Source organism: Rhizobium sp. NLR22b, from assembly GCF_019685295.1.
GTDB lineage: Bacteria > Pseudomonadota > Alphaproteobacteria > Rhizobiales > Rhizobiaceae > Rhizobium.
In genome coordinates, this window is the sequence record NZ_JABDWM010000044.1 from 1 (window position 1) to 15,250 (window position 15,250).

General features: G+C 56.2%; 10 protein-coding genes and 1 pseudogene. 7 read left to right on the top strand and 4 right to left on the bottom strand.

The features are described from left to right. Window positions 1-58: 58 nt before the first annotated feature. On the bottom strand, window positions 59-751 hold the full coding sequence (locus HJC00_RS31815; protein ID WP_207603921.1) for a CoA transferase subunit A: 693 nt from the start codon (window positions 749-751) through the stop codon (window positions 59-61). A gap of 214 nt (window positions 752-965) precedes the next feature. Here HJC00_RS31815 and HJC00_RS31820 point away from each other — a divergent pair, with 214 nt between their 5' ends. Beyond that, the gene (locus HJC00_RS31820; protein WP_164051012.1) at window positions 966-1,919 is read left to right on the top strand and encodes a LysR family transcriptional regulator; all 954 of its coding nucleotides are present in this window, start codon (window positions 966-968) and stop codon (window positions 1,917-1,919) included. Window positions 1,920-2,531: 612 nt separating this feature from the next. On the opposite strand, the pseudogene HJC00_RS31825 reads toward HJC00_RS31820, so the two are convergent. Further along, window positions 2,532-3,025 (bottom strand): annotated as a pseudogene (locus tag HJC00_RS31825) (helix-turn-helix domain-containing protein); the annotation flags it as partial. A gap of 1,137 nt (window positions 3,026-4,162) precedes the next feature. Here HJC00_RS31825 and HJC00_RS31830 point away from each other — a divergent pair. Then, the gene (locus HJC00_RS31830; protein ID WP_207603920.1) at window positions 4,163-4,888 is read left to right on the top strand and encodes a class I SAM-dependent methyltransferase; all 726 of its coding nucleotides are present in this window, start codon (window positions 4,163-4,165) and stop codon (window positions 4,886-4,888) included. A gap of 336 nt (window positions 4,889-5,224) precedes the next feature. Here the strand turns inward: HJC00_RS31830 and HJC00_RS31835 are convergent, their stop codons facing one another. Together HJC00_RS31835 and HJC00_RS31840 are read right to left on the bottom strand one after the other, a co-directional pair. After that, window positions 5,225-6,859 (bottom strand): MFS transporter, encoded by a 1,635-nt coding sequence (locus HJC00_RS31835; RefSeq protein ID WP_221165185.1) that lies wholly within the window; start codon window positions 6,857-6,859, stop codon window positions 5,225-5,227. Window positions 6,860-7,098: 239 nt separating this feature from the next. Then, window positions 7,099-8,112, bottom strand: a complete 1,014-nt coding sequence (locus HJC00_RS31840; RefSeq protein WP_207603918.1) for an ATP-grasp domain-containing protein — start codon at window positions 8,110-8,112, stop codon at window positions 7,099-7,101. 1,003 nt (window positions 8,113-9,115) lie between these two features. Between HJC00_RS31840 and HJC00_RS31845 the strand changes: the two genes are divergently transcribed. The 5 genes from HJC00_RS31845 to HJC00_RS31865 form a co-directional block, all read left to right on the top strand. Beyond that, entirely contained in the window at window positions 9,116-11,239 is a 2,124-nt protein-coding gene (locus tag HJC00_RS31845; RefSeq protein ID WP_168333684.1) for a prolyl oligopeptidase family serine peptidase, read from the top strand. Between the two features lie 374 nt (window positions 11,240-11,613). Continuing rightward, window positions 11,614-13,212, top strand: coding sequence for an ABC transporter substrate-binding protein (locus tag HJC00_RS31850; RefSeq protein WP_207603917.1), 1,599 nt, complete (start codon window positions 11,614-11,616; stop codon window positions 13,210-13,212). A gap of 5 nt (window positions 13,213-13,217) precedes the next feature. After that, complete coding sequence (locus HJC00_RS31855; protein ID WP_221165186.1) at window positions 13,218-14,159, top strand: ABC transporter permease; 942 nt, start codon at window positions 13,218-13,220, stop codon at window positions 14,157-14,159. A 1-nt stretch (window position 14,160) separates the two neighbouring features. Continuing rightward, the gene (locus HJC00_RS31860; protein WP_168333681.1) at window positions 14,161-15,042 is read left to right on the top strand and encodes an ABC transporter permease; all 882 of its coding nucleotides are present in this window, start codon (window positions 14,161-14,163) and stop codon (window positions 15,040-15,042) included. Window position 15,043: 1 nt separating this feature from the next. Beyond that, the coding region (locus HJC00_RS31865; RefSeq protein WP_221165187.1) for an ATP-binding cassette domain-containing protein at window positions 15,044-15,250 on the top strand (207 nt) is incomplete at its 3' end.

The window sequence follows — 15,250 nt, forward strand, 5'->3', positions numbered from 1 at the left end:
CAGATTGACAGTCATGCCGCTTGAAATATCTGCGGCGGCGCGCTTCAACATTCGCGCTTTAGCGTTTGACGACACCATAAATCTCCGGCAATTCGTTGAGTTCAACCACCGCGTCGACAAAGGCTCCGGTCAGATGGATGCTATCCGGGCCAAGGGCGCCGAATGGAACGATGGCCTCGGCCTCCACGATCGTTCTACCAGCTGCCATGGCCATTAGCGGATTGAAGTTTTGCGCAGTTGCTGAAAACGTGAGGTTACCGAAAGCGTCGGCCTTGTTGGCGTGGATAAGCGCGAAGTCTGCCCTCAACGCAGTCTCCACGATGCCCGTTTTGCCGGCTATCTCGACCCGCTGTTTGCCCTCTGCAACAGCTGTACCTAGACCTATATCGGAGACGAAACCCATCATTCCGGCTCCAGCCACGCGGATGCGTTCGGCTAAAATCCCCTGCGGGACGAACTCCACCTCTATCTCGCCCTCATTCATCATTCGCATGGCCGTCGGGTTGAGACCGATGTGGCTGGTGACCAACTTCGCCACTTGGCCATTTTCAAGGAGCCAATCGACGCCCATGCCGGCTTCATTGGCGTCATTCTTGATTACAGTCAGATTGCGAGGGCCTCGCCTGACCAGTTCACGAATCAGACAGAACGGCGTTCCGGGCACACCAAAGCCGCCAAGCATGACCGAGGCACCGTCGGCAATTTGGGAGACTGCCTCCGCAATTTCACTGCGTTTGTCGGGAAGTGGCACAAAATATCCAGTCTTAATGAGCGCAGAGCGTTCTCGCTCCGTCACGATTTCTCTAATTTTGCCCCGTCGTTATCGACGTCCGTTTGCCGAAGAGGGCGCACCCGACGCGGGATTTGCCCTTCTTGCCAATTGGGCTCTCTTAGCCCGACCATCTCTACTTGCGCGCCATAGTGCAAACAGATATCCATAATTCCGATCATTGACGGAATTTATGATGCGTCCATACGAAGAGCGATTCATTTGGCGGCTCGACTGGAATCTGCTGCGCACCTTCACGGTGGTCGTGGAAAAGGGTGGTATTACGCGCGCGGCGGAATTCTTGACGCTAAGCCAGCCTACGGTTTCAAGTGCCCTGAAGCGGCTAGAAGATACCCTCGCGAAGAGACTTCTAGATCGACGACCCGGACATTTTGGTCTGACGCCGGCGGGCGAGACGCTCTATCGGGAATGCTGCTTGCTTTTTGGGGCGGTTTTACGCCTTCCTGGGTTGATGGCTGCGGCTGAAACCATAGTCACTGGGCACATTGCTATCGCGATGACGAGCCACGTGATCTGCCCTCATTTCGACGAGGTGCTGGCCCAATTCAACAGTGCGTTTCCCAAGGTAACCTATTCGATAGCAATCACTGACAGTGCCGAGGTTCTCAGCCGGGTAAGGCAGAACCAGACTACATTGGGCTTGTGCCTGATGCGCGAGGGCGGTCCGCTGATGGAAAGCAGCGTTCTCTTTCGGGAGTTTTTTGGCTTGTTCTGCGGACCGAGGCATCCACTCTTCGGCCGTAAGGATATTACCCCCGAGGCCTTATCGGGTCAGCCCTCGGTTTCGTTCCAGACCGAAATCGAAAATGGCCCTCTTTATCTAGTGCGTCAGTTGCGCGAGCGGGTCAACTTGCAATCGGAGCCACATGGTGTTTCAGCAAACCTGCCGGAGGTCCGGCGTATGATTGTGAACGGGTTGGGTATCGGCGCCCTTCCCGTTCACATTGCACGCCGAGACGTTGATGCGGGACTTCTTTGGCAGTTACCGCCATGGGATGAACTGCCCCAAATAGATATTCATGTTGTGGTGAATCCCCGCAGAAGCCTTAACCCAGCTGAATCCGCGTTTCTTACAGCGGTTCGGGAGATGATTGCGTCAACGCCGTTTAAGGAGCGTACCTATTCATAAGTGCGCGATGTCATGAAACGCATATCGGCAAATAATACCTTTTGTCACGGTATAGCTTCTGTAAGCGCAGTGCTTCGCACCATCGGTCGGTAGCTGAGCGGCCGTCGCAGCCAGATTGCCACCCGAGCCCTAAGTACTTTCGGGATTTCTCGAGCTTCGCTTGAATGTTTTGACGCAGACATCCTCGCCGATAAAGATCTCGGTCCCATATATCTTCCTGGATCCGCTGCAGAATGGCCCGCCCTGATGCTCGGGGTTTTGCGTGAAGCCATTGAAAATACTGGCATGTCGCACTTGGAAATAGAAGGTAGCTGCTACAACATCGGTGGCATTCAAGTTGAAATGTCCGCGGTTGCGCAAGGTTGAAATGTCACTTGCGGCTGCCACACGGCACGCCGACCAGCCCCGATCTGAGCGGCTGGTCCGGGTTGCAAGATCAGATCTGGTGGCTGCAGCTCGTTGAGGCTGCGCCTCGAACATTAGGAAGATCCCACCTGCGAAAACCATTGTGCGGCGACATTTGTCGACCGCGGAGACAACCCTGCTCCGATCCATCCAATCAGGTCAGCCGGGTTGCCTGTCCCGCAAGCCGGCAGGGCGGCTGAATGCGCAAACCAGCTTGACGGATGGAATGCGATTAGACAACCACCAGTGATGCGATCCATCGATCTGGACGAGCTCGCCGAAACAATCGCGCCGGCCGCGTGGTTGGAAAACCCGCTTCTTGCGCTCGCGACGCGAGATCCAGATGCCGGCCTCGGTCATCCATTGCCGCAGCGTCTCCTTGGCAACAGAGATCCGGTGCAACTCGATCAGCTTCTCGCGCGCCAGCGTCGGACCGAAATCCAGATACCGTTCGCGGATCAGATCCAGCGCCGCATTGGAAAATCCTCGCTGTGGCGTCGATTGCTCGGTCGTGATCGCTTCTTCGAAGCCAGACCGGCTTCACCGAAACGGGCATAGGCCTGCAACAACCGATGGACCTGACTTCGACTGAGATCCAGCAACTCGGCGGCCTGGACAACGTTCAGGCGTTCGTCACGGATCTTCTGGATGACTTCGAGGCGATGCAACTCTTTCTGCGACATGGTGATCATAAAGGACATGACGACTCCGACCGCTCATGGTCTCGACCAGGCTGAAGGTCGTCATCCTTGCTCCCAACGTTGGCTTTGACCAGTGCGTCGAGAGGCGAGACTGTCGCATCTCTAACTGGCCCAACTGTCGCATTACTAAATAGCCGCTACACGTTCGGCAGGCATATCGTTGATTTATGGAACTTTGCCGGCCCCGCTGGTCTTATGTGGCTGTTACCGGCGATGAGTGGCGTTCACGCAAGGAGGAAATCTATTCCGTGTGCACCACCCCAGACGTTGCGAGCGATACCTCGGCCATTCTCGCTCTACGCTTCGATCTTAGGGAGACAACGTCGTCCTCGATAGTCTTTTTGGAGCCATGTATCTCTCGCGGTCCCGGACTGGTTGCGGAGTCGCCCCTCCTTGCTGTCCGTGAGCAAGCCGCCGGAGGGCGAGATTGCAAGGCCTTTTGAATGGCCGACTTGGATAGAAAATAATCGCACTTCAGCGAATTGATTGTCCTCGTACCTATTCACTGCGACAACACTCTCGTGCGGCCAACTCATCATCACAACGAATGTGGAGAACTGCCGAGAAAATGTAGTCACCACTTTGGTGTACGACATATTCCACCTCCTTCGAGGCATCCATCATCGCAACGGGAGCCCAGACCCCGCTGTTTTGGCCTTCCCTCGGAAAAGACATTGGTGCGCCTGAATTCACGACCTCTGCTGGCTTTTTCTACCGAAGGCAGGAAGCGGTCGTTGTCAGTGGCGTGAACACCGCCGCGCAGGAGGCGCTCTACCCGCCGAAGCTTGTCTTCAATACGTGCTATGATCAGTGGCAGCAACAAGCCAAATGTGGACAGCTGCTTCACAGTAACGATCCTGGAATCGCACTGTCACGGTCAGTTGGAGATGGCCGGGCCGGCTAAATCAAGGTCACGAGCCCTGACCGGGATGACAACCGTGGCAGTGTCCTCGCGGCCGGCGTTATCAACCCGATGTGCCAGGCGATCCACGCCGCCGCATGCGGGGCATAGCGGACTTTCCTTACGTAGCATCTACTGTGCTGGTCACGCAGGGATCAGATTTCGGTCTGAACACTTGATTTCTCTGATGTCTGCCGGTAATACGATCCAAATCGTTCTGTGGAAGGTTAATTCACATGAACAATCGATACAGCGCGGGCGGCTACAACAGCCTTCAGCTCAACCGCGAGGGTCAGGCAGAAGCCTTTGATGCCATCGGCGCTCGCTATAATGAGACCTTTCCACACAAACAGGGTCAAGTCTCGGCGGGTGATTGGCTGATCAAGTCATTGCCGGCCGGTTCTCGGGTTCTGGATCTGGGCTGCGGTACCGGAGTGCCAACGGCGCTTCAGTTAGCGGCCTCCGGATTAGAGGTTGTGGGCATCGACCTGTCGGGCGGGATGGTGAAGCTCGCGCGGGAGTATGTCCCTGGCGCGACATTCCACCAGCTGGACATTGCTGACTTGCGACCAGGTGGCCCGCGGGACCTAGGCCAGTTCGACGCTGTCACAGCCTTCTTCTCGCTGCTAATGTTGCCGCGTGCAGAGATTCCTCTTGCACTAATGACGATTCGAAATCTGCTGGTCCCTGGTGGCTTGTTCGCCCTGTCCATGGTAGAGGCCGATGTCGACGATTTCTCAATCCCCTTCCTCGGAAACAACATCCGAGTCTCAGGCTACCTGCGCGAAGATCTGCGGGCGGTCATCGGAACGGCGGGCTTCCAAATAGTGGAGGAAACCTCCTACGCCTATGCCGCCGCTGTCGATGTGCCGCCTGAGGAACAGATCTTCCTATGCTGTCGTATGAGTTTTTCTCGCAGCGAATCGATGCGCATATCCAGCGTCGGCAAGCCAGCGGTGTAGCGGGCGGTCGTGCGTGGTCGGGCCAAGCGCAGCGGCAAATAGCGCAGATAATTGGTGCTTCACTTCAGAAGGCCGGCCCTTGAACAGCGACTATATCGCCCAGCTCTCCTTCCGTCCTCCTTTGCGTACGGACGTTTTCCCCTTGCAATTGCTTAAATGCGAACTCGATCGGGAAAGCAAACGTCGTAGTGAAGACTTGCTGACGGCAGTCGGGGAGGATTTGCAATCCGGCATTCGACTGCGCTGCAAAACGAGGAGAAGCTGGCTGTCGCCTCTCGCGGACCGGTCGCAGACATTGCAGGTCATCAATCGGCAACTCATCTTTAGGTTAGATCGTTACGGACGCGAAGACCGGATTGGTCGGCTGCAGCTGTTAACCGACCCTGTTGCTCTTTCAATCGAGAGGACTGCCTCGGGAGGACGGCCGCCGCCGTGCAGTGCAGTCAGGCGATCGCGCAATTCCTTGTCTGCTGCCGTTAGTCTGTGGTTTAGACGTAGATAATCAGTCCATGTCGGCGTTTTAAACGCCTCTGTCCATAGCGCAGGGATCTGTAGGTTTCGTTGGAGAGTCCAGTTCCGTGCCCCCGCTCGGCTTTGAATGCGCCGCTGCTCGCGCATGCATTCGAGAAACGTGTCGACATGCCGCTCTCCTATGACGTAGTCGACCTTGACCACGATGGGCCCGCTTCTCGGCTGGAGGTCGAGTGCGAGCGGCGGCGCTACAAACGAAGAGACCTCATGATCCATTTCTTCCCACAATTTTATCGGCAGCAGGAATGCGACCCCTGCAGTGAGAAGTAATACCATGGCGGCGGCTAGGAAAGCGGTCGTCAGTGCGAAATTCTGGGCGATGGCGCCCCAGACGCAACTGCCTACCGCCATCCCGCCGGAAGAAAGGGCATAATAGATTGACAGCGTGCGGCCGACGACCCATCTCGGGCTCGATAATTGTACTGAAATGTCTACTCCGGTCCAAGTGAGGAGCCAACCTGCACCACCGACAGCCAATGCAAGGGCCGCGCACCAGATCGAGGACGTCAAGGGTAGGACTAAACAGCATACGGCACAGCCGACGGATGCGATAGCGATGAGACGGGTCTGGGATAGAAGGCGCCTGAGATGGCCGGCGGCAAGCCCGGCGCTGAACGCGCCTATGCCAAACGCAGTCAAGAGGGCGCCATAAGTGATAGGACCTCCGGCGAAATGATTGCGGACGATCAGAGGCAGCAGAGCGAGAATCGAAATGCCTGCAAAGCCGAACAACGTGCCGCGTGCAATCGCCGCTCTGATTTGGATCGACATTGCGGTAAAGCGCAGCCCATCTTGAATGGCTGTTAGAACACGCTCAGACGGCAGCGAGGAAGAGTTCACGTGCCATTTTGAGCGCGATACAGCAGCAAGCGGCACTAAGTCGCTGAGAGCCGCTAACACGAATGCGGTAAGGGGTCCCAAGAAAGCAAGAATTGGCCCCCCAATTGCCGGCCCTGCCGCTCGAACAATGTTATACCCAACCGACATCAGTGTGACCGCCGCCGGAACGTCACGCTTCTCCAGGATGTCGCCTACAGAGGCGTGCCAAGCGGGATCATTCACCGCGAAACCGCATCCCGCCAGGAAGCCTAGCGCTAATATCAGCCAAGGACTGATGCATCCCAGTGCAACGGATATGGCCAGCATCAGCGAAGAAAAGGCGATCAAGTAATGGCCGATGAGCATTACGCAACGTCGGCTGAAACTGTCGGCAATAGCTCCTGCGAGGATTGACAGGAGGAACGCCGGTAGAGTGGAAGAGGCCGGCACTAGCGCGACCATCACATCGGAAGCGGAGGTCGTAGCCATCAGCCAGCTGATTGCTGTAGTCTGAATGAGCCATCCGAGGTTTGCGATTTGTGTGGCCGTCCAGATTGAACGGAACACCTTATTTCGGAGCGGGGTGAATGCTGTCGAAGTGACTGAACTCGAATTTTTCATGCCGCATATCTCTTGAGCTCTAATCCAACGGCGATGCTGCGAGGCAGCAGGAAATTCGGTGCGAAACGCGGGGGCTCGCATGTCATTGGTGACGGGCGAAGGCTGGCGGAGGTTTCCGCCAGCCTTCCGGATCAAGCCCGCGCTAGCGAGACGCCAGGCCCGTATCGCAAGCGGCTGCAATCGATGCGCGTGCACCTTCTCTGGTGCCGGTCGGCGTCTTTTGGATCAGCGGTTGAATCCTATTGGATTCCCTTTTCAAAATACCGCTTGTGGGCGACATCAAGGATGCCATTGATCGAACTCGAGTAGCTGTGTCCCGCAGCCATCGCGGCTAGCACATAAGGGGAGTTCCTGCTGAGACCCGGCATTGAGTTGATTTCTAGAACAAAAGGTTTGCCGGAACGATCGATCCGAAGATCTACGCGGGCATAGTCGCGGCACTGGCAAGCATGGAAAGTAGCAATCGAAATATCCCTCAGTAATGCCACAAGTCTGCTCCCGATCTTCGCCGGGCAAATCTTTGGCGGCTGAGCGGCCGCCAGGTACTTCGCTTCCCAGGTTAAAATTTTAGCGTCGAGTTGGGCGAGATCGTGCTCCACGAGAGGAAACACCTCGAGATCTTCATTTCCAAGCAGCGCTACGTTGATTTCCCGCCCCTCGATGTATTCTTCCACGAGCGAATCTTGTGCATACTGAGCGTCGATCCTTTCGATTGCCGGCCTAAGTTCAGCTGCGTCATGGACGACTCGCAGCCCGAAGCTGTTGTCCTCGTGACGCGGCTTCACTATTAACGGAAATTGCAGATCGCCGGTGCTCTCGGTGCCGCGACGCATGACGCGAAAGTTCGGCGTTGGCACGCCACTATCGCGCATAAGCATCTTGCTGATGACTTTATCGTCCGTCAGTCCATGCCCAAGCGGACTAGATCCGGTATACGGAACACCAGCCATTTCGAGCATTCCTGGAACGTGGGTGAACCGGTACTCGCCCTGAATCCCTTCGGCCAAGTTGAAGACCATTCCCGAGGGGCGGCCGGTTAGCGGATCGGGTGGCATGAACTGCTCAAGCGCAGCGAGTAGTGTTTTATTCCCTTGACACAGCAGCGTCTCGTGACCGCCTTCTCCCAGCGCCGCCAGCACATTGTCAACTATTCGTCCCTCCGGCGGCCACGGTTGCGGCGGTTGCGGATATGGCTGGCCGAATCGGTTGATTACGCCCGTGAATTCGCTATTACACACGACTGCTATTAGCATGGTCATACTCCAACGAAAGAAGACGAGGGGCAATACGCCGTTTAATTGGCAACCTTCCTCGATTCGCTATGTATCTATCGGCATTTACGCCCAGCGCTCTGACCGGGCCACATGACTGCTGCAATCGGCGTGCCAACGATGACGTTCCGCGAAATGAGGCTCCAAAGCCACGTGTGTCCCGCGTCGCCGCCGTAAATGCGCTGTCGCTTTTCGCACCGAAATGTCTTAAATCTCACAAAGTCGAAGAGGAGCAACCGGCACGTCGATCGGACCTGGCTAAGCGCCGCCGCCACACAAGCCTTGTTGCCACGTTGCATGGTGGCCCTTGAGTGACTCACAAGGATTGTGCTGACTTTCGGCTGCCGGCCGTGGCCCTCAAACATGATCCTGTTCCAGGCCATGGGTGGCAAATTCGAAGACGCACGAGAGCCTTTCACACAGGCGTTGTTTCAGGCAAGGAGCCCCGCGGACGCAGCGGAACTATCCATCGTGGTCCAGCACGTTAACTCCCAAGAAGTGTTCGGTCGCGGTGCCCTGTCGATTGGATGTGCGAGCTCTGGCCTATCGCAGCAGAGAGGACAGTGGCGGGCCGATCGTGCTTCTAGACTACCAGCCGTCCGCTGCGCCTTCCTCGGAGGTCACCGGGCATATTGATGTCCGATCGCGATACCTCTCGGCGCACACTGAGCGCCGCAATTCATCTTGAGCCCGCGCCTACGCTGCACTTGAGTTGCAAGCTCACATGGATCCCTTCGTCAGCAACACAGCCCATCTTGCTTCTCGATGGCTGGAATATCGATTTGATATTTGCCAAGTCTGAAAGAGCTCTCCAATTTTCAGCAACGAACCAAGCTGCACTGTTTCCAGCTCTACGACATCAGGAGATGCTGAGCGCGAGCTAGGCTACTCAAGGCTCAACGGAAGGCACATCAATGAAAACTGCGAACTATTCGCGTAATGCCGGTGTCATCGTCGATCTACGTCTCGTGTCGGGAGACGAATGATGGGAGAGCAAATTTTGCACCCGCCGCTTCCCCACGCCGAGGAGCGAATCCGCGTCCTTCATGAAGATGTCACGACTGACAAATTCGGCTGGCTTCGTAATCGCGAAAACCCCGATGTGCTCCAGTATCTTGAAGCAGAGAACCTTTACGCGCAACAGGCGACAGCCCACTTAGCGGAGATCAAACAGCAACTGGTTGCCGAAATTGACGGGCGTAAAGCCGGTGGCGGCAGTCATCCTGTTTTGACAGTCGGTCCCTTTGAGTATTTTCGGGTGCAGGAGGATGGCCTGCCTCATTTGGCATGGTGGCGCCGACCAATTGCAGGAGGCCCTAAGGAACTTGTACTGGACCCGAACACGTTACAGGGCGCGGCTGTCTTCTTCACACTTGGCATTTTTGAACCAAGCGATGACGGGCGGTATCTAGCGTATAGTTTTGATGTCGTCGGCAATGAGGGCTTCGAACTTAGGGTGCGGGATGTCTCTAGCGGCCAGGACGTCTGGCGAGGCCCGGCGCGAATTGGCCAGGCAGTCTGGGCCGCCGATAGCCGATCACTCTTTTTCTCACAGGAGCGCAGTGACAGGCGTCAGCATGATCGGATCGTTCGTCTGGATGTGGAAGCCAGCAAATCCGAGGTAGTCTTCGAAGAATCCAACGAGCGGCTCGCAGTAGTTATTCGGCGATCGCACAGCGGCGATTGGCTGTTTCTCAACGTGGTCCCCGGATGCGACAACACGCTACGCGTCCAACGAGGTGCCGCGGAAGTGTGGTGTCTCGCGTCGAACGATCCGAGAGGGAAGTGGCGCCGGATCGTGACACGTGATCTGGGACATCAGGTTTATGCTGAACACTGGAACGACAAATTCCTGTTCCGTGTAGACGACAACGGCCCGGACTGGCGAATTGTAAGCGCGCCGATAGCCGACCCATCGCCGGCGCATTGGAAAGAGATCGTTCCTCATCGAGCAGGAGTGACCCTGGAGGAGGTACACGTATTCGATCAGGATCTGGTTTCATTTGAGCGCGAAAGCCTCAGACCTCGGCTTGTCGTGTATGGCCGAGAGGGAGAGGTTAAATCCGTCATCGTTCACGAGGAGAACACGTGCACGTTGAAAGTCGGAGTTTCGGCAGGAGGCTCCTACTCGGTAGCGCGGCATCGTTTCTACAGCTCACAGCTGGTCTACTCTGTCACTTCGTTTATTAGGCCGGACACGTACACAGAGTACGATATGGCAAACGGCCGATCGAAAATTGTTTATCAAGCCGATGTCCCCGGCTACGACCCCTCTCAATACGTTGCAACGATCGTAATGGCCGATGCCGAAGACGGGGTTCAAGTGCCGATCTCGCTGATCGCTCGGCGGGACCGGCAGCCCGGCGGCCCCGTTCTCCTGAACGTCTACGGCTGTTACGGCACGACGAGATGGCCCTCTTTCTTCTCCGCGCCCTCATGTCTGGATGCGCGTTTGAGCCTCCTTGATCGAGGAATCGCTTTCGGCATCGCGCATGTACGGGGTGGCGGAGAGTTCGGGCGTCGCTGGTATGATGTGGCCATTCGTGATCGAAAGACGGTCACTTACACGGATCTGATCAGATGTGCCGAGACTCTGGTTGAACAGGGGTATGCTGGGCGCGACGAAATTGTCATTGAAGGAAAAAGTGCCGGCGGAGGTACCGTGTTGGCTACGGCCGCATTGCGACCTGATTTATTTCGGGCCGTGATCGCGGAGGTGCCAGTTGCCGACATCATCGACACCGAGCTGGACTTCAACATGCCTTTCGCATTGGCGGAGACAGCAGAATATGGAGATCCGCGCGTTCCGGACGAGTACAGGTACATGCGCGCCTATGACCCATACTACAATTTGGAGGCTGATAGACCACTTCCGCCCACTTACATTGACGCCGCGCTCGATGACAGCCAGGTACTTTTTCACCAGCCTGCAAGGTACGTCGCACAGCGCCGCTCATGCACGCCTAATCGCGACCCCGCGCTCGTCCTTAGGACCCGCATGCTCGGCGGTCACTCCGGATATTCACACGGACCCGCGGTAGTGGAAGAAGCCGCGTTCCGGCAGGCTTGGATCCTTGATCACCTCGATCGTTTAGGGAGCTCGAGGTGAAACGACAACGTAGCAGGGCCTGTCTAACGGGCCATGCGATACTGCCATCCTGGTCTCCGCAGCGGCTTTATCGCGTCTTAGGAGACTAAGGCCTACGGCTAGAGCTTTGTCGCCCGACGAAGTCGGGATCAATGCGTTCCAGCATGCAGCGAACATTTGCTTAACAAGCCTTTGACAGGTCTCAACAATCTGGTTTCGAGATGAGCACATATCGAAACTCTATTTGTCAATTCCATTCGGCGTAGCCAGTTTGCTCGCCGGAGAGAGAGACGCGCCACCAATATCGCTGAGGGACACTTTGTCCGCGTCGTTACAGCTAACGCAACTCCATCACGGACCAGATGAAATCAAAAACAAGTAGGGGAACTTAGACAATGAAGATCTCTCGGAGAAACGTAATCAAAGCGAGCATGGCGATGGGAGCGGCAGCGTCGTTCCCTTACCTGCTCCGCGCACAGGCATCGACCGGAGGAGAACCAGTGAAATGGTCCCACGGCGTGCCGCAGGCCTTCGATCCTTACACGACGACAGACGTAGATATCGGCGATTACGCCTTTGGTGTCTACGATATGCTCTTCGGCCTCGATTCAAAGCTCGTGCCACAGCCGCAAATGATCGGGGATTGGAGCGCTTCGGACGACAAGAGGACTTACACTTTCCAGCTTCGAGACGGACTGAGCTGGCACGATCACACGCCGGTTACGGCGGCGGATTGTGTCGCCTCAATTCGGCGTTGGTTCCAAACACCGGGCGGGAGTTTGGTGAAGCAGCGGGCGCATGATGTTTCCAAAAAGGACGACAAAACCTTTATCATCACGCTCAAAGAGCCACTGGGTTTGCTGATTGATCAATTGGCGCAAGTGAGCACCTACCCGCTGTTCATCATGCGCGAAAAGGACGCAGATCGTCCACCGAGTGAGGCAGTTACCACACACATCGGATCGGGGCCATTCAAGTTCAACGAGGAGCTTTTTGTACCCGGGGCTAACATTACGTTCGACAAGTTTGAAGAGTATGTTCCTCGCAGCGAGGCCCCCGACGGACTTGCAGGTGGCAAGATCGCCAGAGTCAGTCGTGTCATCTGGAACGACTTTCCGGATCAGCAGACGGCCGTTTCGGCCTTGCAGGCCGGAGAGATCGACTTCCTAGGCGCGCCTCCAGCCGATCTTTACCCGGTGATCGAGAGTGATCCGAGCCTTGTGCTCGAGGATCTGTACAAATCCGGTTACAACTATTTCCTCCGCATGAACTGCCTGCAAAAGCCGTTTAACAACATTAAGGCGCGGCAGGCGATGCTGCATCTCATCAACCAGGAGGCGTTTCTTCGCGTCATCAATCCATCGCCACAATACAGTCGTCCCGTCAAATCTCTGTTTGGCACTGGTACAGCTTATATCAATGATGCGAACACAGATTGGTACAAGGAGGGTGGTGACCTCGAGGCGGCCAAGCGGCTTTTTGCGGAGGCCGGCTACGCTGGCGAAAAGGTCGTTATCCTCGATCCCACCGACTGGGGTGAAGCGCACAACGCTTCGCTGTTACTCGCATCGGAAATGCGCAAAATTGGGATCAATGCGGAGCTGGCATCGACTGACTGGGCTGGCCTTGTTACCAGAAGGGCCAAGAAGGTTTCTGTCGACGAAGGTGGCTGGAGCATCTTCATTTCCTCCGCCACAGATTTCCAGTTCGGCGATCCGACAACTGCGGCCTGGATGGCGATGAACGGAGAGGAAAGTTGGTTCGGCTGGCCTGAATCAGCCGAATACGAGGCGCTGCGCGCCAAATGGCCCGACGTCGAAACGCTTGAAGAACGCCAAGCCCTCGCTCGCGAGATGCAGCAGATTTGGTGGAATTACGCGAGCTTGGTTAGCTTGGGCCAGGTTGTATCACCCGTTGCACACAGGAAGGACTTGACCGGCCTAGTCGGTCTGAAGACCGGCAATGTTCCAATGTGGAATATGCAAAAGGGGTGAGTCTTTTGGTCTACTACATCCTTCGCAGGCTGATCTCGGCCATCGTCGTCATGGCCATGGTCGGGATATTCATCTTCCTTCTCATCAGGCTAACGCCCGGAGACCCAGCAGCCATCATTGCCGGGCCGACTGCTAGCGAGCAGATGGTCGCCAGCGTTCGAGAGCAACTTGGGCTAAACGAGCCGCTGCCAGTACAGTTCGGACAATGGGCACAAAACACCCTGCGCGGCGATTTCGGTACGTCGGTCTTCGCCGGGCGTCCGGTCGTTCAACTCGTGAAACAGAGGATGGAACCGACGTTATCAGTGTCACTTTTGACATTGTTCGTTTCAGTAGTCGGCGGAGTGACGTTTGGCATTTTTGCTGCTTGGCGCGCGGGAGGTTTCGTCGATCGCGCGCTAACCGTATTTTCGGCACTCGGTTACTCTCTTCCGGTTTTCGTGGTCGGTTATTTCCTCATTTATGTGTTTGCTATCCAGACGCGACTGCTCCCGGTTCAAGGCTACGTGCCGATCGGCCAGGGCCTCGGGCCATGGTTCGCTCATCTCATCCTCCCGACTGTTGCGCTAAGTCTTCCCTATATCGCCTTCATCGCTCGGATCGCGCGGGCCAGCATGCTGGAGGTGTTGTCGGAGGATTACATGCGCACGGCCGCTGCGAAGGGGGCATCGCCATACTCGATGCTTTTTCGTCATGCTTTGAAAAATGCGGGCGGACCTATCGTCACTGTGATCGGTCTTAGTTTCGCCTATATGATTGGCGGGGTCGTACTCACCGAAACGGTGTTCAATATCCCCGGAATTGGCCGTCTCGTAGTCGATGCGATCAACAATCGAGATTACCCGGTCATTCAAAGCGTACTCATCGTCATCTCAGGAATATACGTCCTGATCAACTTGGCGGTCGATCTTGCGTACACGCTGATCGATCCCCGGATTCGGTACTGATATGTCTTTTGCTATTTCGTTACCAAACCCCGGGCAACGGGGTCGCTTTCGAGTCTCATACCTCGCCCGCCATGCTCGAAGACACCCGCTGGTTCTGATCGGCGGTGGTCTCCTGGTGATCCTGATCGCTCTGACGCTCGCAGCTCCACTTTATGCGGGTGATCCGTTGAAAATGGATCCGTTTGTCCGCCTGCAACCCCCCTCCGCCGAATATTGGTTGGGGACAGATAACCTGGGTCGGGATGTGTTCGCTCGGACCGTTTGCGGCGCGCGGATCTCTCTCACGGTCGGATTGGTATCGGCGCTACTGGCCGCCTCCGCCGGGCTTCTGATCGGTGTACTCGCCGGCTACATTCGAAGCTTCGACAATGTCATCATGCGCGTGATGGACGCTTTGATGTCGATCCCGACGTTCTTGCTTGCAATCGCGCTCATCTCGCTCACGGGGACGGGAATTGGCATTCTGATTATAGCGATCGCCATCCCACAAATTCCGAGCGTGACGAGAATGGTAAGGTCAGTGGTCCTAAGTGTGCGTGAACGCGCATATGTCGAGGCCGCTGTTTGCGGCGGAGCACGACTGCCGAAGATTCTGTGGCGCCATATTCTTCCGAGCACTCTACCGCCACTCATGGTCCAAACTGCGGTTGTTTGTGCGGACGCGATCATGACCGAAGCCGGGCTGAGCTTCTTAGGCGTTGGCGTGCCCCCCGAAATCTCAAGTTGGGGGAATATGATCTCCAGCTCTCGGCTGTACCTGTCAATTGCTCCTTTCACCATATTCGCACCGGGAATCTTTCTTGCGATCACGGTTCTGGCGGTAAATCTGTTTGGGGACGGTCTCCGCGACTTGTTCGACCCTCGTGCGAAAAGGCGGAGATGACATGGGTATTCAGAAAAATTCTGGTCGGGACATCCTCCTTGATGTCCGGGATCTCGAGACCCACTTTTTCGGAGAGGAGATCGTCACGCACGCTCTCGGCGGCGTTAGCTTTAAAGTAAAGAAGGGCGAAACGCTCGGCGTAGTCGGCGAGTCCGGTTGTGGCAAGAGCGTGACGGCGCTTTCGATTATGCGGCTACTGCCGAAGCTC